Source organism: Acinetobacter puyangensis, from assembly GCF_900096995.1.
GTDB classification, from domain to species: domain Bacteria; phylum Pseudomonadota; class Gammaproteobacteria; order Pseudomonadales; family Moraxellaceae; genus Acinetobacter; species Acinetobacter puyangensis.
Window position 1 is genome coordinate 24,487 of record NZ_OANT01000002.1, and the last position, 22,718, is coordinate 47,204.

23 protein-coding genes are annotated in these 22,718 nt (G+C 39.3%); 16 read left to right on the top strand and 7 right to left on the bottom strand.

Going from position 1 to position 22,718, the window contains the following annotated elements:
* The first annotated feature begins 116 nt into the window (after nt 1-116).
* Entirely contained in the window at nt 117-311 is a 195-nt protein-coding gene (locus CRO21_RS17445) for a hypothetical protein (RefSeq protein ID WP_141398111.1), read from the top strand.
* Between the two features lie 149 nt (nt 312-460).
* Here CRO21_RS17445 and CRO21_RS04515 read toward each other — a convergent pair whose 3' ends face one another.
* A complete protein-coding gene (locus CRO21_RS04515; protein ID WP_097078160.1) occupies nt 461-865 on the bottom strand; it encodes an NUDIX hydrolase in 405 nt (134 codons plus the stop codon).
* A gap of 55 nt (nt 866-920) precedes the next feature.
* Complete coding sequence (gene map / locus CRO21_RS04520) at nt 921-1,748, bottom strand: type I methionyl aminopeptidase (protein ID WP_097078161.1); 828 nt, start codon at nt 1,746-1,748, stop codon at nt 921-923.
* Nucleotides 1,749-2,231: 483 nt separating this feature from the next.
* On the opposite strand from map, the gene rpsB reads away from it, so the two are divergent.
* From rpsB to ppk1, 8 genes are all read left to right on the top strand, one after another.
* Complete coding sequence (gene rpsB / locus CRO21_RS04525) at nt 2,232-2,987, top strand: 30S ribosomal protein S2 (protein WP_097078162.1); 756 nt, start codon at nt 2,232-2,234, stop codon at nt 2,985-2,987.
* A gap of 144 nt (nt 2,988-3,131) precedes the next feature.
* Nucleotides 3,132-4,007 carry a translation elongation factor Ts gene (gene tsf, locus CRO21_RS04530; protein WP_097078163.1) on the top strand — a complete coding sequence of 292 codons (876 nt, stop codon included), beginning with the start codon at nt 3,132-3,134 and terminating at the stop codon, nt 4,005-4,007.
* A gap of 180 nt (nt 4,008-4,187) precedes the next feature.
* A complete protein-coding gene (locus CRO21_RS17515; protein ID WP_097078164.1) occupies nt 4,188-4,361 on the top strand; it encodes a hypothetical protein in 174 nt (57 codons plus the stop codon).
* A gap of 99 nt (nt 4,362-4,460) precedes the next feature.
* Nucleotides 4,461-4,850, top strand: coding sequence for a DUF962 domain-containing protein (locus CRO21_RS04540; protein WP_097078510.1), 390 nt, complete (start codon nt 4,461-4,463; stop codon nt 4,848-4,850).
* A gap of 176 nt (nt 4,851-5,026) precedes the next feature.
* Nucleotides 5,027-5,710 carry a monofunctional biosynthetic peptidoglycan transglycosylase gene (gene mtgA, locus CRO21_RS04545; RefSeq protein ID WP_097078165.1) on the top strand — a complete coding sequence of 228 codons (684 nt, stop codon included), beginning with the start codon at nt 5,027-5,029 and terminating at the stop codon, nt 5,708-5,710.
* Nucleotides 5,711-6,507: 797 nt separating this feature from the next.
* Nucleotides 6,508-7,200, top strand: coding sequence for a TetR/AcrR family transcriptional regulator (locus CRO21_RS04550; protein ID WP_097078166.1), 693 nt, complete (start codon nt 6,508-6,510; stop codon nt 7,198-7,200).
* Between the two features lie 6 nt (nt 7,201-7,206).
* Complete coding sequence (locus CRO21_RS04555) at nt 7,207-8,718, top strand: FAD-dependent monooxygenase (protein WP_097078167.1); 1,512 nt, start codon at nt 7,207-7,209, stop codon at nt 8,716-8,718.
* A gap of 180 nt (nt 8,719-8,898) precedes the next feature.
* Nucleotides 8,899-10,971, top strand: coding sequence for a polyphosphate kinase 1 (ppk1, locus tag CRO21_RS04560; protein WP_097078168.1), 2,073 nt, complete (start codon nt 8,899-8,901; stop codon nt 10,969-10,971).
* 127 nt (nt 10,972-11,098) lie between these two features.
* Here ppk1 and CRO21_RS04565 read toward each other — a convergent pair whose 3' ends face one another.
* Nucleotides 11,099-12,532, bottom strand: a complete 1,434-nt coding sequence (locus CRO21_RS04565; RefSeq protein WP_097078169.1) for a pyridoxal phosphate-dependent aminotransferase — start codon at nt 12,530-12,532, stop codon at nt 11,099-11,101.
* Between the two features lie 239 nt (nt 12,533-12,771).
* On the opposite strand from CRO21_RS04565, the gene msrB reads away from it, so the two are divergent.
* The 7 genes from msrB (at nt 12,772) to CRO21_RS04600 (ending at nt 19,047) form a co-directional block, all read left to right on the top strand.
* Nucleotides 12,772-13,191, top strand: coding sequence for a peptide-methionine (R)-S-oxide reductase MsrB (msrB, locus tag CRO21_RS04570; RefSeq protein ID WP_097078170.1), 420 nt, complete (start codon nt 12,772-12,774; stop codon nt 13,189-13,191).
* 14 nt (nt 13,192-13,205) lie between these two features.
* Entirely contained in the window at nt 13,206-13,691 is a 486-nt protein-coding gene (locus CRO21_RS04575) for a glutathione peroxidase (protein ID WP_097078171.1), read from the top strand.
* Nucleotides 13,692-13,868: 177 nt separating this feature from the next.
* On the top strand, nt 13,869-14,387 hold the full coding sequence (locus CRO21_RS04580; protein WP_171293986.1) for a sigma-70 family RNA polymerase sigma factor: 519 nt from the start codon (nt 13,869-13,871) through the stop codon (nt 14,385-14,387).
* Between the two features lie 13 nt (nt 14,388-14,400).
* On the top strand, nt 14,401-15,414 hold the full coding sequence (locus tag CRO21_RS04585) for a FecR family protein (protein WP_097078173.1): 1,014 nt from the start codon (nt 14,401-14,403) through the stop codon (nt 15,412-15,414).
* A gap of 97 nt (nt 15,415-15,511) precedes the next feature.
* A complete protein-coding gene (locus CRO21_RS04590) occupies nt 15,512-15,739 on the top strand; it encodes a FitA-like ribbon-helix-helix domain-containing protein (protein ID WP_097078174.1) in 228 nt (75 codons plus the stop codon).
* A gap of 240 nt (nt 15,740-15,979) precedes the next feature.
* Nucleotides 15,980-18,469 (top strand): TonB-dependent siderophore receptor, encoded by a 2,490-nt coding sequence (locus CRO21_RS04595; protein WP_171293987.1) that lies wholly within the window; start codon nt 15,980-15,982, stop codon nt 18,467-18,469.
* Between the two features lie 200 nt (nt 18,470-18,669).
* Nucleotides 18,670-19,047: an endonuclease domain-containing protein gene (locus CRO21_RS04600; RefSeq protein ID WP_097078175.1), complete on the top strand. Its 378-nt coding sequence runs from the start codon at nt 18,670-18,672 to the stop codon at nt 19,045-19,047.
* Between the two features lie 215 nt (nt 19,048-19,262).
* Here CRO21_RS04600 and CRO21_RS04605 read toward each other — a convergent pair whose 3' ends face one another.
* The 4 genes from CRO21_RS04605 to purB all read right to left on the bottom strand — a co-directional run bounded on the left by CRO21_RS04605 (nt 19,263) and on the right by purB (nt 22,692).
* Nucleotides 19,263-19,583: a HigA family addiction module antitoxin gene (locus CRO21_RS04605; protein ID WP_097078176.1), complete on the bottom strand. Its 321-nt coding sequence runs from the start codon at nt 19,581-19,583 to the stop codon at nt 19,263-19,265.
* Between the two features lie 12 nt (nt 19,584-19,595).
* Nucleotides 19,596-19,892 (bottom strand): type II toxin-antitoxin system RelE/ParE family toxin, encoded by a 297-nt coding sequence (locus CRO21_RS04610; protein ID WP_097078177.1) that lies wholly within the window; start codon nt 19,890-19,892, stop codon nt 19,596-19,598.
* Between the two features lie 739 nt (nt 19,893-20,631).
* A complete protein-coding gene (locus CRO21_RS04615) occupies nt 20,632-21,237 on the bottom strand; it encodes a DUF2238 domain-containing protein (protein ID WP_097078178.1) in 606 nt (201 codons plus the stop codon).
* A gap of 69 nt (nt 21,238-21,306) precedes the next feature.
* A complete protein-coding gene (gene purB / locus CRO21_RS04620; RefSeq protein WP_097078512.1) occupies nt 21,307-22,692 on the bottom strand; it encodes an adenylosuccinate lyase in 1,386 nt (461 codons plus the stop codon).
* Nucleotides 22,693-22,718 lie beyond the last annotated feature (26 nt).

The window sequence follows — 22,718 nt, forward strand, 5'->3', positions numbered from 1 at the left end:
GTGAGACGAGCAATATTTGTGTAAAATCAACAATTTTAGATTATTTAACGTGAATTCGGGATAAGGTGAGTAGAAGAAATTGGTTTCGTAGCAGCGTCCGCTGCTTGTTTGAGGTCATGAGCCATATATGGCGCAAGGATCTGCAAGATAATGTTTTTCAATTAATTTGTTCTTTAGCGGTATTTGACCGAGTTCGCAGCGGACAAATGGTTTTGCCCTTGCGTGGTTATACCACTAATCCCGAAAGCCTTGCGAGCTATAGCTCTCAGGTCGAACCGAAGGTTAATCTTAAAATATGCCTAATCTTGTAAGACTCCGTCACCATTCTTTCATTGAAATTAATTTTATTTATACAAAACAAATACTTTTATCCCGAACTGACGTCATTTATTAATCAGTTAATAATGAGTTAAAGTTGAGATTGACGTTATTATTTTATAGATTATCCAAATCATTCACATTAAAAACTTCGGCTTACCACAGTACCATTAAAATTCAGGCAATCTTCAACCCGGATGCGCTGTATTGGACTTAATTCTTGTAGATCAAACCAGCGATAGACATCATGCTCATCACTCAATTGAATAACTGCATCTGCTGCTAAGGAGCAGCGAAAGATAAAAGCATGTGAATTGACATTGTGGTGATAGTACACACCACTCAGATAGTTAACAATCACTTCACATCCTAGTTCTTCCTGACATTCCCGTAAAAGTGCTTGATGAATGGTTTCACCGGGATCAAGCCCACCACCGGGTAAGCCCCAGTCCCGATTGGCATAATTGGCTTTTAGCAACAAAATTTGCTGCCTATCATTAAAAATGACCGCATGTGAACTCATGCGATAAAGATCATGAAATGCCATAGCTTTTCCATCATTTAGGGGTTAAAAAACCGGGACACGCCCGGTTAAATGTCGATTATTGTCCAAAACGGGACAAATCTTCTTCCGGACGGGCAGTGAGGACTTCAATGCCTGTTTCAGTGACTAACAATGTATGTTCATACTGCGCAGACAATTTATGATCTTTGGTCACAACTGTCCATTTATCACCCAGCGTTTTGGTTTGCCAGACACCAGCATTGACCATGGGTTCGATGGTAAAAGTCATACCGGCTTCAAGACGCATGCCAGTACCTTTTTGACCATAATGTAAAATTTGTGGATCATCATGGAATACAGTACCGATACCGTGGCCGCAATATTCACGGACTACACTAAAGCGTTGTGATTCGACGTATTTTTGAATGGCGTAGCCAATATCACCGACATAGGAGCCTGCTCGGACAGTTTCCATGCCGATATACATGGCTTCTTGTGCCACTTCGCAAAGACGTTTGGCTAGAATTGTGGTCTCACCGCCAACGATATACATCATGTTGGTATCGCCATGGTAACCATCTTTGTTGACAGTGACATCAATATTTAAAATATCGCCATGTTTTAAAATTTTATTTTCAGAGGGAATGCCATGACAGACCACATGGTTAACAGAGGTACAAATAACATGTTGAAATGCTGGACGCCCATGGCCACCGCCGTAACCTAAACATGATGGATTGGCATGTTGGACATTGACAATATAGTCATGACAAATCGTATCGAGTTCTAACGTACTTACCCCGGGTTTGATATATGGCTTAATCATCTCTAACACATCCGCTGCCAGTTTGCCCGACACGCGCATTTTTTCGATCGCTTCAGGGGATTTGATTAAACGGCGAGGTGCTGCATTAAAACTATTCATAATCTTCTTCAAAAAATTTTGGCAATTTATAAGTGACTATGGTATAAATACCCGCCCGTTTTATCAAATGGTTTTTTTGTATTATCTATACTAAAAATTTCAATGATGAAATGGAAAAATCCGCACATATGTCGTCACATTGCTCTGGGTGCTTCCTAGGGGGCTGTTGCCACTTTATATGTGAGTTGCGTTGTAGGTTAAAATTTATTCAGGCGAGGCATGAAACGCAGGTAATGGTGATCCCCTTACCAAGTTTTATAACGAAGTATGAAGAAATTTTAACCACAACCCTTCGGGACAGGGACGTTTTTTGACGCTACTGCGTTAAACATTATTCATTTAGATTGCTAAATATCATAATGTTTGCCTTGTATCGTCTAAAAAACGCCCACTGTCGCAGCCACTGATAAAGTGACAGCAGTCCCCTGTGAGTGGAGAATGCGGACATATGGAGGCCTAACCCAAAACTGTAAGGTAAAGAAAATGGCAGATTATAAAGTAAGTATGCGTGACCTTCTTCAAGCTGGCGCGCACTTTGGTCACCAAACTCGTTTTTGGAATCCAAAAATGCGTCAATATATTTTTGGTGCACGCAACAAAATTCACATTATCAACCTTGAGCATACCGTTCCTGCGTTAAATGATTCTTTAAATTTTGTAAACCAATTGGCAAGCAAAAAGAATAAAGTATTGTTTGTTGGTACAAAACGTGCTGCGTCTAACATCATTCGTGAACAAGCGCAACGTGCTGGTCAACCGTATGTAGATCATCGTTGGTTGGGTGGTATGTTGACCAACTGGAAAACACTTCGCCAGTCTATCAACCGTTTAAAAGATCTTCAAACTCAATCTCAAGACGGTACTTTTGCGAAATTGACCAAACGTGAAGCTTTGGAACGTACGCGCGAAATGGAAAAACTTGAGCGTTCTTTAGGTGGTGTGAAGAACATGGGCGGTTTGCCTGATGCATTATTCGTTATCGATGTTGATCACGAAGCAATTGCAATCAAAGAAGCGAACAATCTGGGTATTCCAGTGATTGGTATCGTTGATACCAACTCTAATCCAGATGGCGTAGATTACGTGATTCCTGGTAATGATGATGCGATCCGTGCAGTAACTTTATATGCTTCTGCAATGGCAGATGCGATTATTGCTGGTAAAGAATACGCACAAACTCAAGCAAATGCACAAGCAAAAGTTGAAGAGCCTGCTGTAGAAGCAACTCCAGAGGCTTAATGCACTAAATTGCCAAATTTGTCATCATGGCGAAATGCGATGATGGCAAATTAAGGCATGTAGTGATGCAGACGGCCCTCGGCATACTTAGGGCCGTTTTTTGTTGGAAAGATTTTTGACATAATCCGAATTTAGGAGAAAGGCATGAGCTCAATTACTGCAGCCATGGTAAAAGAATTACGTGACCGTACTGGTCTTGCGATGATGGAATGCAAAAAAGCATTAACAGAAGCTGCTGGTGACATCGAACTTGCCATCGATAACCTTCGTAAATCTGGTCAGGCAAAAGCAGCGAAAAAAGCGGGTAACATTGCTGCTGATGGCGCTATTGTTATTGAGCAAGTTGATAATAAAGCGATCGTTTTGGAAGTAAACTCTCAAACTGACTTTGTTGCAAAAGATGAAAACTTCTCCAACTTCTCCAAAAAAGTTGCTGCGGCTGCTTTGGCTGCAAACGAAACTGATCCAGCGAAAATTGCTGAATTAAAACTGGAAGATGGCCAAACTGTAGAAGAAGCACGTATTGCACTTGTACAAAAAATTGGTGAAAACATCCAGATCCGTCGTGCGCAAATCATCGAAGGCGACAACCTTGCTGTTTACAAACACGGTTTAAAAATCGGTGTTGTCGTTTCTTATGCTGGTGATGCGGAAACTGGTAAAGGTCTTGCAATGCATATTGCAGCATTTAATCCGGTTGCAGTAAGTGCTGAACAAGTTCCTGCTGATCTGGTTGCCAAAGAGAAAGAAATCGCAGAAGCAAAAGCACAAGAATCTGGTAAACCAGCAAACATCATCGAAAAAATGGTGACTGGTTCTATCGAGAAATTCTTGAACGAAGTTGCACTTGATCGTCAACAATACGTTATCGACAACGACAAGAAAGTTGCTGATGTATTGAAATCTACTGGAACAACAGTGACTCAGTTTATTCGCTTTGAAGTAGGTGAAGGTATTGAGAAAAAAGCAGAACTAAGTTTTGCTGAAGAAGTTGCTGCTGCACAGGCTGCTGCGAAATAATACGATTGACCACAGGCTAATCGTGTGGGGCTGGATATGTTGAATGTTCAGTCCTTTTTATTTGTACAAAAAAACAGTAAGCTTATGCAATGAGGAGGCTGTTGACAGGCCATCAATGCATTCCTGAGTGGAATGAACGTCAATAGACCTGAGCGAATTTAAAATATCTGAGAATCCATCATGTCTAATCGCAAAGTGAACAAGGCATCGGTAAAATTACCTTTTCCAATACCAAGCAAAGATGAAGGTGAGCAAGACGCTATCCATAACCAAATACGTCCAAAGCCGGAGCAGTATGCTGATCGAACCTGGATGCCGCCTCGTGGTACACGACGTTCCATGGGTAAACGTTGATCTTTAAGGAATATTTTAAGCAAAAGATCAACTTAGTTGAGATGATTTAAGGAGAGAATCATGATCGCATCGCAAGCAAAGGTTGCCAGCCGAGTGAAAATGGATTTGCAGCCGACCAATACGGCGTTACCTGTTGCTATTGATCGGCCTCGGTTGACTATGCCAATCAAAAATTATCAGGATTTTTATGGTTTTTATTTAACCGAACATCATGATCTAAAATGTAGACGTTTGCATTTTCTAGGCAGTAGTCTAGGCTTACTGGCATTGATAACTGCTGTAGTCAAAAAACAAAAAAGATATGTCGGCTATGGTTTGTTGGCTGGTTATGCCTGTGCTTGGGTAGGGCATTTTGTATTTGAAAAAAATAAACCTGCTTCCTTTAAACAACCTTTATATAGTTTTATTTCTGACTGGCGTATGTATTATCATATTGTGACTGGTCAGATTAGCTTATTTGATCATGCGAAAGATCGTTTTCCACATTAAATGTGTTCGGCTTACATAAAAATTCTGTCGTAAAATTCGTGGCTTCGCTACAATATCGAAAATTTTAGGCTGAACGTTCGAGGTGGATATTTTTAGCCTAGACCTCTTATGGTAGCGATATTTGCCAGAAAAATTGCGTCAAGTTTTTTTGATTTATTCAGGGTAGCTCTATTTCTATGAAAAAATGGTTAATGCGATGCATCATGTTGTTTGTTTGTTTCGTATTGCTGATACAGATCTGGATTTTTACCAGTTTGTTCTGGTGGCGCACCCATCCGGTGGAAACTACAATGTTTATGCGAACATATTACTGGACCACGCCGGATGCCAAAATTTATCATCAATGGAAAGATGCAGATCAAATCAGTGATCATTTTAAACGTGCTGTGATTGCTGCTGAGGATGGACGGTTTTTGCAACATAAGGGTTTTGATTGGGACGGTATGATGCATGCCGTGCAACGTAACGAGAAAAAAGGGGAAGTTATCGCCGGCGGTTCCACCATTTCCCAGCAATTGGCAAAAAATCTTTTTTTATACAATAAACGTTCTTATATTCGTAAAGGGCAGGAGGCAGTTGCCACATGGATGATGGAGCGTATGTGGTCAAAGCAGCGTATTCTGGAAGTGTATGTTAATTCGGTGGAATTGGGGAAAGGGATTTATGGGGTTGAGGCAGCTTCACAACATTATTTTGGGAAAAGTGCCAAAAACTTAAGTCGGAATCAGGCGATTAAACTGGCAGCAATGTTACCAAATCCAAAATATTATCAGGATCATCCCAATGATCGCAGATATCAGTTTAGACAACGCTTTATCAATAAATATATTTCTCATGCCACACTTCCAAGTGATGATTGATTGCTTTAATTGTTATTTTTTGGCTCTATCCATTAATGAGCAGTCGCTGGTTTTATTCTTTTTTTCAATATAAACGCCAGTCTTAACTTTAATTTATCTTTTTTGTTTAATAAATATGCTTAAATAACATCAGTTCGGGATAAAAGTATTTGTTTTGTATAAATAAAATTAATTTCAATGAAAGAATCACGACGGAGTCTTACAAGATTAGGCATATTTTAGGATTAACCTGAGGCATGTATGCCGCAAGGTCTTGCACTGCGATTGAAATATATTTCAATCTTGTTCAGGTTCGACCTGAGAGCTATAGCTCGCAAGGCTTTCGGGATGAGTGGTATAACCACGCAAGGGCAAAACCATTTGTCCGCTGCAAACTCGGTCAAATACCGCTAAAGAACAAATTAATTGAAAAACATTATTTTACAGATCCTTGCGCCATATATGGCTCATGACCTCGAACAAGCAGCGGACGTTGCTACGAAATCGATTTCCTCTACTCATATTATCCCGAATTCACGTTAAATAGATATATAAGTATAAATTTCAACCGTTTAAAAATTAATTTACCTCGCTACCTTCGGCAGCGAGCTGAGCAATATTTGTGTAAAATTAATAATTTTAGATCATTTATTGATCAGTTAATCATGAATTAAAGTTGATATTGACGTTCAAGTATAGATGCCAATCAATCGATTTTAATTCATAGTTCGTCTTAACGTAAATTTACAAAAGCAAAGCTGTATTGATCAAAATACTTATTATAATGACCAGATGGTCAGTAATGTGTAGTAAATAAAATGGGATTAAATTCAGAAATAGATATAAACAGAGATCATCAGAATCATTCATCTGATATTTCGATATCTGTTTCCCAGCGAAAACGGCGCAAGGAAGCACGTCCACAAGAAATTATTGAAGCTGCTTTTAGGATTTTTAGCGTACATGGCTATGCAGCAGCAACCATGATGCAGATTGCTAAAGAAGCCGGTGTGGCGAAAGGCACGTTATTTTTATATTTTCCCACCAAAGAAGCCTTATTTAGGGCTGTCATTCACGCTTTTTCCAAACAATACCGATTGAATTTAGAGCAAATTTCTGATCAATCCGAAGTGAGTGTTGAGCAGTGTTTGCAAGCAGTTTTACTTGAAACAGCACGACAATTACAAGATCCAAAAACCACGGCTTTAATCCGTTTGATGTTGGCAGAAGCAACGACTTTTCCGGATCTGGCGGCTACCTGGCATGAGGAAATGACGGATAAAGTCTGGAAAGCATTTGATCAGCTATTTTTAAATACATGGGGTGGTTCAAATAATAATATTGATTTGTATCGATTTGTTCTGACTGGTCCGCTTATTTCTGCAATGTTGTATCGCATGTTATTTCAGCATTTGCCTGTTGCAATGCCGGATTTGGAACAGCTCGCCAAGCAATACACACACATACTTTTATCAGCCATGCAAAATATTCAATTATCCGATACGGAGTAATCAACGATGAAAACTGATGTACTGATTGTCGGGGCAGGGCCGACAGGCCTGGTACTCGCCCTATGGTTAACCAAACAAAATGTTGCGGTACGTATTATTGATAAAACCGCAGAAGCAGGTACGGCATCTCGTGCTTTAGGGGTACAGGCAAGAACCTTGGAACTATATCGACAAATGAATCTGAGTGATGAAGTAGTCGCAGCAGGACAGCCCAATCCAATTATGAACTTGTGGTCGGATGGTAAAAAACGTGCGCATGTATCTTATAGTGATGTGGGGGAACAAGTCACACCTTATCCATATATTCTGCTCTATCCACAAGATCAGCATGAGCGTTTATTAATTCAGCATTTGGAGAAACTGGGAATTCAGGTTGAACGCAATGTTGAATTGGTTTCATTTGAAGATCAGCAAGAGAAAGTGGTCAGTCAATTAAAGACAGCAGCAGGTATGATCAGTTGTGAATCACGTTATGTCGCAGCATGTGATGGGGCTAAATCAACAGTTCGGCATATTCTGGGTACAGATTTTTCCGGTGGTACCTATCCGCAGATTTTCTATGTGGCAGATGTCGATGTTGAAGGTGCAGCCGTAGATGGACAAGTTCATCTGGCGCTGGATGACGCTGATATTATGATGATGCTAGCTTATGGTGATCTTGGTCAGGCCAGACTGATTGGTATTGTGAATCAGGATAAAATTCATAAAGCGCCATTAACATTTGATGATGTTAGTGACAAAGCAATAAAAAGTCTAGGATTAACGGTTAACAAAGTAAACTGGTTTTCTACCTATCGTGTTCATCATCGGGTCGCAAAAGATTATCGCCATGGCAATGTGTTTTTATTAGGAGATGCTGCGCATTTGCATAGTCCGATTGGTGCACAGGGCATGAATACCGGAATCGGTGATGCGATTAATCTGGCATGGAAGCTTGCAAATGTAATTCAAGGACATGCTGATCAAAGCCTGCTCAATACTTATCAGATTGAACGTCATACCTTTGCCGAGAAACTGGTGAAAACCACAGATCAAATGTTTAGTTTTATGGTGGCTGATAATCCATTAACACAGGTTTTACGTGCCAAAGTTGCACCGATCATTGCACCACTGATTTATAACATTGATTTTGTTCGTAAACATATGTTTAAGATTATGTCGCAAATTTCTTTAAGTTATGAAAATAGTCCTTTAAGTCTAGGTAAAGTGGGCAAAATTGAGGCAGGTCAACGCTTACCCTGGTTGAAAACTGCATCTATGGATAATTTTGATTCTTTAAATCAGATGATTTGGCAAATTCATGTGTATGGTCAGGTTACAGCAGACGTGCAACAATGGGCAGTACAACATCACATTGTGATCCAGCAGTTTGCATGGCAAGCCGAGTTTAAGCATGCCGGTTTTACTGAGGATATGGTGATTCTACTGCGTCCTGATAGCTATATTGCTGTGGTTTCTTGTGCTGAAGATGCAGTTGATTTGTTGCAACAAGTGACTGAACTTTATCATTTTCATTGAGCATTCATCACATCATGATTAATGCGTAGCATGTGAGGTAAATTCATTTGCTTTACATGCTTTATTGTTCGTAGATTTAATAAACTAAAGTCTAAAATTGTAATATTTTTATCGAACTGTCACAATTTTGACGCATAATAACAATACAAATAGGCATAACTTAATTTAGGGCATTATTCGATGAATCAAGTGGTCGAAGTGGCGAATAACTATACTTTTCATGATCGTTATATTAATCGTGAGCTATCAATTTTAGACTTTCATTTGCGGGTTTTAGAGCAGGCAGTTAATCCGGGGCATCCACTGCTTGATCGTTTAACATTTTTATTAATTTTTTCCCGTAATATGGATGAGTTTTTTGAAATACGTGTTGCTGGACTCATGGAGCAACTGACGCTTGGTAATGAAAGTCATACCCCGGATGGATTAACGCCAAAAGTAGTACTCGAGCGGATTTCAGAAACAGCGCATGCTGCAATTGAACGTCAATATCGTATTTTAAATGAAGAAATTTTGCCAAAATTACGAGAAGAAGATATTTGTTTTCTCAAGCGTAATGAACTATCAGCAGAACAACTGGCATGGATTAAAAAATATTTCCAAGAGCAGGTTGCACCGGTTTTAACGCCGATCAGTCTTGATCCGGCGCATCCTTTTCCTCGATTGGTGAACAAAAGCCTGAACTTTATTGTTACGCTGGAAGGTAAAGATGCCTTTGGACGAAATATTGATCTTGCGGTGGTGCCTGCACCACGTTCTTTACCTCGTGTGGTCCGCCTACCTAATGAACTGACAGGCGGTAAAGAACACCATGTGATGTTATCTGCCATTATTCATGAGCATGTGTCTGATCTTTTCCCTGGTATGACGGCAACCGGATGTTATCAATTCCGTGTGACACGAAACGCTGATTTAGCATTAAATGAAGATGTTGAAGATTTGGCTAAAGCCTTAAAAGGTGAATTGAGCTCTCGTCGTTTTGGTCAGGCTGTACGTCTTGAAGTCACCGAAAGCTGCCCGGCACATATTTATGACTATTTGTTAAATGAATTTGAGCTTGACGACAGTGCATTATATAAAGTCGAAGGTCCTGTTAATCTGGCGCGATTAACCTCTGATTTTAATCGACCACATTTACGTTATGTGCCGTTTACGCCAGTGATTCCAAAAGCTTTTAAAAAATCTGAAAGTATATTTTCTGCCATGAAAAAGCAGGATATTTTATTGCATCATCCGTTTGAATCATTTGGTCCAGTTATTAATCTTTTGCGTGAAGCGGCCCGTGATCCGCAAGTGCTTGCGATTAAGCAAACACTTTATCGTAGTGGTGCAAATTCTGAAATTGTTCAGGTATTGGCAGAAGCAGCAAAAAATGGCAAAGAAGTTACGGCGGTCATTGAATTGCGTGCCCGTTTTGATGAAGAATCCAATATTGCAGTGGCTAACGTATTGCAAGAAGCTGGTGCAGTGGTGGTCTATGGCATTGTGGGGTATAAAACTCATGCCAAGATGATTCTGATCGTGCGCCGTGAAAATAATAAATTGATTCGCTATGTGCATTTGGGCACAGGAAATTATCATGCCGGTAATGCGCGTTTGTATACCGATTATGGTTTATTAACCACGGATAAGGAATTATCTGAAGATGTACATCGTGTCTTTCAGGAATTGACAGGCATGGGCAAAACAGTGAAATTGAAAAAACTGTTACATGCGCCTTTTACCTTGCATCAACAATTAATGAATTTTATTGATACTGAAATTGCCAATGCCAAAGCCGGTAAAGTGGCCCGTATCATCGTAAAAGTGAATGCATTAACCGAAAAACAGTTAATGGATAAGCTATATGAGGCATCGCAGGCGGGTGTGCAAATTGATTTGATTATTCGTTCAATCTGCTGTCTGCGTCCGCAATTACCGGGTTTGTCTGAAAATATTCGTGTGCGTTCCATCGTGGGCCGTTTTCTAGAACATACTCGTGTCTATTATTTTGAAAATGGTGGACAATCACGAATTTATTGTTCTAGTGCCGACTGGATGGATCGCAACCTGTTTAACCGGGTTGAAGCATGTTTCCCGATTGAAGATCCCGTGCTTAAAAAACGGATCTATGAGCAAGGTTTGATTAATTATTTGGAAGATAATCAGCAAGCGTGGATTTTACAGCCCAATGGTCAATGGTTACGTGTAGAAATGAAGGAAGGGGAAAAACCGCATACTGCACAAAAAGTCTTACTTGATCAATTAACCTAAAGCTAAAAGTGATATTGAGTTTTATTGATATGACTTAAATAACAATAATTATTATGTTTAAAAAACACCTTCTGCCATAGGGGAGAAGGTGTTTTTATTTGCGGTAAGTTTTAATTTATAAGGTAATTTAAGCCCTTAATTTCGCCAAAAAACGTCCGATACGGGTAATGGCTTCACGTAGTTCAACCGGAGCTGGCAGGAATACCACCCTGAAATGATCAGGTGTTGGCCAGTTAAAGCCGGTGCCTTGTACTAGCAGTACTTTTTCTGCTTTTAATAAATCTAGCATCAATTTCTCATCATCGTGAATCGGATAAACATTCGGATCCAGTCGAGGGAAACAGTACATTGCACCTTCGGGTTTAACACAGCTAACACCCGGAATTTCATTGAGCATTTCCCAAGCAATATTGCGCTGCTCATATAATCGTCCACCCGGACGGATTAAATCATTAATCGATTGATAGCCGCCCAGCGCTGTTTGAATCGCATATTGTGCCTGATGGTTGGCACATAAACGCATGGAAGCCAGCATATCCAGACCTTCGATATAATCTGCTGCCTTGGATTTGTCCCCGGAAATGGCAAGCCAACCGGAGCGATAGCCTGCAATACGATATGCTTTGGATAGACCGTTAAATGAGATACATAAAACATCTTTGGCAATCGAAGCGACGGCAACATGCTCCAGACCGTCATATATGATTTTGTCGTAGATTTCATCGGCAAACAAAATTAAATCGTATTTACGTGCCAGTGCGACAATCTGTTCCAGTATATGGCGAGGGTAGACCGAACCAGTTGGATTGTTTGGATTAATCACCACAATACCCCGGGTATTGGCGGTAATTTTGCTTTCCATATCGGCAATATCGGGATACCAGTTGTTCTCTTCATCACATTTATAGTGGATTGCTACGCCACCGGAAAGATTGACTGCTGCGGTCCAAAGCGGATAATCTGGCATCGGAATCAACATTTCGTCGCCATCATTTAATAGGCCCTGCATCGACATCACGATGAGTTCGGAGACGCCATTGCCAATATATACATCATTGACATGTAGATCTAAAAGACCTTTTTGCTGGTAATACTGGCAAATGGCTTTACGGGCAGGAAAAATGCCTTTGGAATCGGTGTAGCCAATTGCATTGGGCAAATTCATGGCAACATCATTGATAATTTCCTGCGGTGCTTCAAAGCCAAAAGGTGCAGGATTGCCAATATTGAGTTTTATAATTCTATGGCCTTGTTCTTCCATTTCATTGGCGGCTCGTAACACAGGTCCACGAATATCGTAACAAACATGTTCGAGTTTGGCTGATTTTTTGATTTCTCGTTCAATTTTTTTGCTCTGGTTGATTGCAGTATTTTGAGTCATGACAGGATTCACTTTGGCATATCGGTATAAATAACTTTTGAAGGTCTCAACCGTTAATAGATCAAGATCATGTTGATCTCGCAGTAATTCAACAATTTTTTCATGGGTAAAGCCGGATTGCTGATATTGCCTGATCACAGGTAACAGATTTTTAAAAACAACGCTTTTTTTTTGCGACATTTTTCTATCCTATACAACAGTGCGCCAAGCATAACACCATCTTTGCTTACTTTAAAGCGCATCATAAAGAAAAATGCTTTCTAAATTCAATTATTATGCTTACTATTTGCTTTCTTTAAAATAAATCACTAATTTTTTATAAATTACACAGTTAACTACTAGAATTTTGATGATGAATGGCGTAAATATAAAACCTGATCGTCATGACATTTTCAACAGTAGAATGAAAGGAGCGGGCAATGGGAAAAGTCAATAAAACAGACCGCGAATGGCAGCGAGAGCTTAGTCCAGATGAGTATCGTATTACTCGGCAAAAAGGGACAGAGCCAGCTTTTCAAGGTAAATATTGGAATAGCAAAGCCGAAGGAACATATTATTGCCGTTGTTGTAATACACCCTTATTTTCATCCGAAACAAAATATGACTCTGGTTCAGGTTGGCCAAGTTTTTATCGTCCCATCAATAATAGTAATATTGATGAACATACTGATCAAACTCACGGCATGGTGAGAACTGAAATTACCTGTCATGTGTGTGATGCGCATTTAGGACATGTTTTTGAAGATGGGCCGGAACCCACAGGATTACGTTATTGTGTCAATTCCGCATCATTAAAATTAAATACAGCAGAAAAAAATGACGAGGATAACTATCCTTAAAGGAGAAATAAGCCATGACTAGTATTTATCAGTTTGAAGCAGAACGTCTGGAAGGCGGGGAACAATCACTACAAGATTATAAAGATAAAGTGATTTTGATTGTCAATACTGCCAGTAAATGTGGTTTTACACCACAATTTACAGGGTTGGAAAAACTCTATACAAAATATCAGGATCAAGGTTTCGTTATTCTAGGTTTTCCTTGTAATCAATTTGGTGGACAAGATCCGGGATCAAATGAAGAAATTGGGGAATTTTGTCAGCGTAACTATGGCGTAAGTTTCCCGATGTTTGCCAAGGTGGATGTCAAAGGGCCGGAAGCTCATCCAATATTTCGTTACCTCACCAGTGAAACACGAGGATTTATCAATAAAAACATTAAGTGGAATTTCACCAAGTTTCTAGTAGATAAAACAGGAAAAGTCGTTGGCCGTTATGCACCGACCACCAAACCGGAAAGTCTGGAAGAAGATATTGAAAAGGCTTTAGCCGCAGGTTAATGACCATTTTCTGTAATGGTTAAGAGGCCTTGAAATTTCTATAAATGAAATACATGAGGACAAGTCATATCGAAGATGATTTGTCCTTTTTAGCTAAGAATTTTGACAAAATATATACAAACAATTCTCATTATCATAATATATACGGTATTGCTCACTTTTATGTAAATGATCAGCATGGATATTGCCTTAAAATTTAAACAACAACAGTTGTTTGCCGACCTCTATCAGGCGCATTATGCGTGGTTATATCATTGGTTGCTTAAAAAATTAAGACAAAATGAACAAGCAGAAGATGTCGCGCAAGATACTTTTATGCGGATTTTATATACACAAAATTTTGAAAATATTACCCATCCTAAGTCTTATCTTGCGCAGACAGCTACACGTATTATTATCGATCAAACTCGGCGTAAACAGATTGAACAGGCCTATCTGGATTATTTAACCGTTCATGAACAACTGTATGACATGGACACGCCAGAAAATATCTTATTGGCGGTAGAATTACTGGAAAGAGTGGCGCGTATGTTGGATGGTTTACATGAACAAACCCGACAAATTTTTCTGATGCGTTATTTGGAAGGCTTAACTCAATTACAAATTGCAGAACAATTGAATATTTCCCGTCGTGTGGTGCAGGGTGCTTTAGCGAAAGCCATACAGCATTGTGATCAAATTTTACAGCATGATTAAATAAAGGTTTGTTATGTCTGATCTGTCAGGTCAAATTTCGTCAACCTCTGATGAAGATATTTCCGTTCAAGCAGCAGAATGGTTGGTACGGTTGGATGATGACGGGACTGATCAGACCACACAGCATGAATTTGCTTTGTGGCTGGCAAAAAACCCACGGCATATTCAAGCCATCGAAAGAATGAAAAAATTGTTGGGTGATGTTGAGGCTTTACATCAATATTATCCGGACCTAGAAGTTGCCAAAGTCATTCTTCAGCAGAGTTTAAATCAATCGGAGCAGTCCAAAACGCATTATCTTTATCAGGGACTGGGTGTATTGCTGATGTGCAGTGCGCTGATCATTTTCTTTGCATCACAATATGCACCTTTGGGTTACTGGACAGCAGATCAATATAATCGCAGTCAATCTTGGCAACAGCATACTTTGCAGGACCACAGTCAGGTAAAAGTCAGTGGTAAAACAGCTTATAATCTGCAATTTAATCAGCAACAAAGAACACTAGAATTACTACAAGGCAATATTTTGCTGGATGTTGCAAAAGATGCACAGCGTCCGTTTAAGGTAGTGACTTCTCACGCTACGATTCAGGCATTAGGTACGCGATTTATGGTGACGCAAGATGGTCAGCGGACAATTTTAACCATGTTGGAATCCAAAACCGCAGTATGGCCAGAGCAACAGACCAATGACAAAATTCAGGTGGTTGAGGGGCAACGAATTGAAATTAATGCCAAAGGTATAGTAGATCGACAACCTATCCAGATTAATGCTCATCTATTGGAACAGGCTTGGGATCAACGCAAACTGGTTGCCAATGGTGATGACTTAACCGATATTTTGGACTATCTGGAGATGTATTATTCTGGCAAAATTATTTTTGATCGTGCCAGTTTGCAAGGTATTCAGGTGACAGCCACCTTACCGCTGGATGATGTTGAAAAATCATTACAGGCTTTGGCAGAGGAACTCAATCTGGAGATACAGCATTCCATACCGTATGTGGTTAAAGTGGTGAGAAAATAAATCTATATGCGTTGAGGAAAATCTGATGATATGCTGATCATTAATCCATTGTTATTTTTAATTCATGATTCTATGGTAATAAGGAGAGGAAAAAGGAATGACAAGCCTAATTATTCCAAATGTCAATGATGCCATGTTTTTGCAACTACAGCAAAGAGCTAATCTTAATGGTTATAGTCTGGAAAAAGAATTATTGTTAATTTTGGAGCAGTCTCTTTGTTCATCTACACATGTTAAGTCTATAGACAATTCGCCACCAAAAGATTTAGCAACTCGGATTCACGAACGTTTTAAAGATTACGATGTTTCAGATGTTGTTTTCTGAACGTCCTATTAAACCAGATCTGGTTCTTTTTTAAGTCGGAAATGTACTTTGGTGACCAGGAACATCAAAGATTTTGATGCAATTGCTAATTTACAGGTATTTAATCCTTTTAGTATCTAAAAATAAATTATAAATATCATTTATTTAAAAAATATTTAATAAAATTCAAAAAATTTTCGTGCAGAAATAATTTTCATTCGTCTTTATAAGTACGCATTCATTTAAATGGGGGAAATAAGGATGAAAACTACACATGGTCAGTTATTAAAACCACTGGTTTTGGCAATTCAACTAAGTCTAGCAGCCGGATGTAGCATATATGCTGTAAACGGCCATGCTGAAAATCAATATCTTCAATCTTATAATATTGGTGCAGGTGCTTTAAGTGATGCCTTAATGCAATTTTCACTTCAATCCGGCACAACCCTAACGATTGAGCATAGCAAACTCGAAGGTCTTAAAACAGCTGGCTTATCGGGTCAATACAGTATTGAAAGTGGTTTTAATACATTACTGGAAAATACGCCTTACACCATTCAAAAAAATACAGATCATTATATTTTGGTGGAAAAGCCACAAGGACAACAGCCACAAGCTCGTGATATGGGGCAGTTAAATCCGATTGATTTAGTTTCAAATAGTAGCCGTGGAGTAGTAGTAAGTGATGGTATAAATCAACTCCCTGTAATTGTAGTAGCGGCAGAAGATGAGAAATCCTATACCGTAAAATCCAGTAAAGCCGCAACTAAACTCGATTTAAGCTTAAAAGAAACCCCGCAAAGTATTACTGTTTTTACTCGTCAACAAATAGAAGACCAAAACCTGAATAATGTCAGTGCGATACTGGCACAAACACCGGGTGTGACCAGCATAAAAATAGGGCAAGAAGGGACTGGTTATGTGTCATATTATTCTCGTGGTTTCGCAATTAATAATTATTTGCGTGATGGTATTCCAACCTCTGCCGCATCTTTCGGCGGAAGTGATTATATTGGACTGGAAGATTCTGCCCTTTATGAACGAGTCGAAATTACCAAAGGCTCAACAGGTTTAACCAGTGGTTCGGGCAACCCAGCCGCCAGTTTAAACTATGTACGTAAACGTCCAACCGAAGATTTAACAGGTTCAATTCGTGTACAGGCAGGAACCTGGGATAATTACCGTAGCGAGGTTGATGTCAGTGGTGGATTAAATAATGATGCTTCAATTCGTGGACGTGCCGTTGCAGTTTATGAACAAGGGGGTAACCAACAAGACCGTTATCATCGGCAAAATGCAGTATTTTATGGGGCATTAGATATAGATTTATCGGATAAAACGACATTAACCACTGCCCTTACAGCACAACAAATTAAACTTGATGATTCTTCAATACATAGTTTTGGGTTTATTACCAATGATACCCCACCGCAGCAACAAACCACTTTCGGACGCAAAGACAACTCTGCAACGGAATTTGCCTATAATGATATTAATAAACTCAATATTTTATTAGGTATCGAACATCAATTTAATGACAACTGGCAAGGTATTATAAATTACACCTTTAGTAATAACTCTAAAGAACAATTATCCAGTGGCGTGGGTACAGCAGCTCTTGTTTACGATTCAGTGTATACTGCATCTAGTGGGTTAGTTTATCAGCCTGGGGAAATGTCATTTGGCAATCGTAAATTGATAAGTTCTCCAGAAGTACGAGCTTTAGACATTTATGCTTCAGGTCATTTTAACGCTTTTGGTCATGAACATAATATTAGCTTTGGCATTAATGGTTATACCAATAAAGACAATGGTTATACCCTGATTGCACCAGATCGTGCAGTGCCGATCGCTGGTTATAATGGTCATGTATCTAGTCCGAATTTTGAAAATTCTACACGATATAACAGTATCGTAGATGAACAACAACTCGGTGCTTTTGCAGCAGCAAAATTACAGTTGCTTGATCCTTTGAAACTCATAGTCGGCTCACGTTTTAGCAACTGGGAGCGAAAAGTCAGTGGCAGTGAACAAAAACAATCTGGCGTATTCACACCATATGCAGGCTTGATTTTTGATTTGAATCAAAATATCTCACTGTATGCCAGTTATACTTCAATTTTTAACCCTCAAACCAGCAAAGATGCTAATGGTAATTTTCTTGACCCACAAGAAGGAAATACTTTTGAAGCAGGCATTAAAGCCGATTTTTATGATGGACGTTTAAATTTGGCAGCTGCTTATTTTGATATGCAGCAGGATAATTACGCTATTGCTGATGGTACAAATATAACTCCCGAAGGTAATCAGGCTTATATAGGTGTTGATGGTACAACCGTCAAAGGTTATGAATTATCGCTTTCAGGGGAAATTCTACCTAACTGGAACATTAATGCAGGCTACACGCATACAGATGCCAAGGATCGCAGTGGTAGTATTTTGAATGCACAGCTTCCAGAAGATACCTTTAAATTATTTAGTTCTTTTAGATGGAATAAAATAACTATTGGTGGTGGTGTAAACTGGCAAAGTGAGTTTTTCAACAGTAGTGCAACAACGGAGATTGCAAAAGCCAACCAACGTCAGGATGCTTATTGGCTGGTGAATCTAATGGGGCGCTACCAAGTGAATGATGCAATTAGCATTGCTCTCAATGCAAATAATGTGTTGGACGAAGAGTATAAAACTTACGCCTATAACTCATGGGGCGCTGGACGTAATGTTACAGCGAGTTTGACCTATAAGTTTTAAAAGCAAATCCCTTAATATTAATCCACCCTAACCCTCCTTTAAGAAAGGAGGGAACGTTGCGTATCTAATATAGTTTTGGATTCGCAACACTCCTCCCTTTTTTAAAAGGGAGGTTGGGAGGGATTTAAAGTAAAGGGGGATTTCTATAAATCAAATTTTTTGTTATACAATGAATTGATCAAAAATATAAAAGCCATATCATGCCTAAATCTTATAATTCTATACTCAAACAACCAGCTCGTGATTTACGCAAAAATATGACCGATGCGGAACAGAAATTATGGCAAAGACTTAGACGCAAACAAATTTTAGGTATGCAATTTTATCGTCAAAAACCATTATTAAATTTTATTGTGGACTTTTATTGCCCTGCTGCAAAATTAGTCATTGAATGTGATGGTAGCCAACATCATACAGAGGAAGGACTTTTGGCTGATCAAATAAGAGATTATGTATTAAATGAAGCTGGTTTAATGGTTTTACGTTTTGATAATCGTCAAATTTTATTAGAAATAGATGTTGTATGCTCAGTCATTTTCGACCAGATAAAAAACAAAATTAATGATACCGGAACGTAAGGTTAAATTTTAAAAGCAAATTCCCAAATATAAATCCACCCTTGCGGACTTGCGCAATATATTGCTCATCCTTTGAAAAAGGAGGGATGAGAAGTGTACTTCGCAAGGTATCTAATCCGGTTTTGGATTTGCAACGCTCCTCCCTGAGATGTGACTAGAGCATCGTAAGATTAGTTAGTAAATAAAAGACGAGATTAATCCGGTATTCTTTTTGCCTATGCGATTACATGAACAATAGGTGCATGAATCACTTGCAATGGTCGATTCTTTACTTTTTCGCGAGCTTGCCACATATCATACTTCGCTTGCATCTGTAACCACAGATCAGCACGACCGCCACGTTCAGTGCCCAACCATGCTTCAAGACGTAATGCCATTTCAGGCGATATAGCTGCTTTCTCATTGAGTACGCGCGATAATGTCGCACGGGATACACCAAGCTGTTTAGCCGCTTCAGTTACGGTTAAAGCCAGTGACGGTAAAATATCTTCTCGCAAAATTTCCGCTGGATGTGGTGGGTTAAACATTTGTGACATGGTACACCTCTCTTAATGATAATCCTGATAATCAACTAAAATGGCGTCTTCATTTTCAAACTTAAATGTTAAGCGCCAGTTCCCATTCACTGATACAGAATAATGCTTCTCGACATCTTGGTTTTTCGGGTTTTTACCTGTTAATGGGTGTAAGCCCCAGCCTAGAACATCCATATCAGAGGGTGATATAGCGGTATCCAATACCAGCAGTTGACGGCGTAATTTTTTGGCATGTGCTGGCTGAATACCTGCGGTTGAACCTGTTTCAAAAAACTTTTTCAAGCCTTTATGCCGAAAAGACTTAATCATGCTAATCACTTTATCCGAATAAGTTTTATTGTATAGCGGAACGCTACACGCATCAACAAGTTTTAATTTGTGCAGTTATTACATAATACAGTATTCATCTAAAAATTTTTCAAAAGAATGACAAAGCCCAATAGTGATATTTACAAAATCAAAATTTTTGTCCATAAAAGCAGATCAATATGGTCAAAATAAATATTTATATGCCAATCTCAACTTTTATAACAATCTAAATTTTATAACCTTTTAATAAATTTAGCTTTTAGCAATTTTTTGTCGGCTACGTCAACAAAAATTTGCAGTTACTTGCGAAGCTTTAATCGCTTCTCAGGGCATAACGCCCCCACAAACCTCAGGGCTGTCAAGTTTAACCTACAGTCATTCCTGCCTTGCGATACTTTAGTCGCATCTCAGGAATCCAGAGCGTCCATAACCGTTTTCCTTGCATATACCGTACTGGATGCCGGATCAAGTCCGGCATGACGAATTAGATTTTAAAGAACTTGACAGCCCAGCTTTGGAAAGGAGGGAATTTCTACGAATTCAATGCATTATGTAATTCCTTGCGCAGTACACTGCTCATCCTCCCTTTTTTTAAATGGGTGAGCAGCTTTACGGAATATATTCCTCATGCGCAAGGAGGGATTTAGAATAAAGCGGGATTTTAATATGGAATAAGACTGCTTTTTTAAACATAAGCTAGGTATAAAGCAAGACAGGAGATTTTTAATTAAAAATAAATCTATTTTTTGGAAAAAGCAATCCATGCAATCAGGCTACCCAGCAAAGCCAAGAACATATCCTGATGTGCATCCCAGATATCGCCTTGTTGACCATTATAATTTTCTGCTTCTTCGGGGGATAAACCAATCGCAATCCACCACTCGATTAATTCATAAAACATACTGCTTGCCATCACCCACATAATACAGATCAAGGCAATTTTATAGGATTGTTTTAATGGGTTTAACCAGTGCTGGAAAATCTGATAAAAGAACGGATAGAGTAAAAAGCCATAAGCAAAATGTACAAAGCGATCAAACATATTGCGTTGCCAGCCAAAAAATGCATTTAGATCAAAATGAAATAATGACTGAATCCAGTTGTTATACGGTACGTAAGAATATAAATAATGCGCTGCAACGATATGTACCGCCAGAAATCCACAATATAAAACAAAACTGAGATTGGATAATGTGATTTTGTGATTGGCATAGAGTAGGGCAATTAACATCAATACAGTGCCGACCTGATGTAATAAATAGGATTGCATTTCTAACGGATTAATTGATGCAATGGCAATCATGCCAATGAGTGTGATGATACATGCCCATTTGATCTTATTCATTTTAGTTTTTCCGTATCATTCAATAAAAATACCGCCACAATTGTGACGGTATTCAGAATAAAAATAAATTTATTTATTCAAATGTTTCTTTAAATCTTTGGCTTGCTGTTCTGCATTACCGGTATACGTTGCCGGACTAAGCTGTGCTAGACGGGCACGATCTGTTTGCGGTACTTGTGCCAGTTCTTCACTTTGTACAAAACCAACCATCATGTCACGGGTCATGGCTTGACCACGGGTCAATGCCTTGAGTTTTTCATACGGTTTTTCGATGTTATAACGACGCATCACAGTTTGAATCGGTTCGGCCAGAACTTCTTGTGCCTGATTCAGATCTTCCAGTAAACGGTTGGCATTCAGTTCGAGTTTGCCAATTCCTTTTAAGCAGGCATCAAAAGCAATTAAACTTTGTGCCAGACCAACACCCATGTTACGCAGAACAGTCGAGTCTGTCAGGTCACGCTGCCAACGCGAAATCGGTAATTTTTCGCCTAAATGTGCCAGTACCGCATTGGCAATGCCTAAATTACCTTCTGAGTTTTCAAAATCAATCGGATTGACTTTATGTGGCATGGTTGATGAACCGACTTCACCTTCTTTTAAACGTTGTTTGAAGTAACCCAGAGAAATATAGCCCCAGACATCACGGTTAAAGTCGATCAAGATGGTGTTAAAACGACGCAGGGCATCAAATAATTCTGCCATATAATCGTGCGGTTCGATCTGTGTGGTGTATGGGTTAAACGTTAAGCCCAGTGATTCAACAAATGCCTGTGAATGTGCTGCCCAATCAATGTCCGGATAAGCAGATAAATGCGCATTGTAGTTACCTACAGCACCATTGATTTTACCCAGTAATTCTACTTGTTCAAACTGGCGGATTTGACGCGATAAACGATAGGCGACATTGGCCATTTCTTTACCCAGCGTTGTTGGGCTGGCAGTTTGACCATGAGTACGTGACAACATTGGCTGTGCGGCATGGGTTTCAGCCAGTGCAGCAATCCCAGCCAGAATTTGACGCATACTTTGTAATAAGACTTCACGACCTTGTTTTAGCATTAACGCATGAGACAGGTTGTTAATGTCTTCTGAGGTACAGGCAAAATGGATAAATTCGCCAGCTTCTTTGAGTTCGTCAATATGAGCGATTTTTTCTTTTAAGAAATACTCAACCGCTTTTACATCATGATTGGTGGTGCGTTCAATTTCTTTGATACGCAGCGCATCATCTTCGGAAAAGTCACGCACAATGGCATCAAGTGCCGCATTGGTGTCTGCACTAAAAGGCTGAATTTCGCCGATTTCAGCATGATTTGCCAAAGCTTGTAACCAGCGTACTTCAACAGTGACGCGGGCATGAATTAAACCAAATTCGGAAAGGTAAGGACGTAAGGCATCGCATTTGCTAGCATAACGTCCATCGAGTGGAGAAAGTGCGGTTAAGGTTGACAACATGGCAAATCCTTCATTTCAGTCAG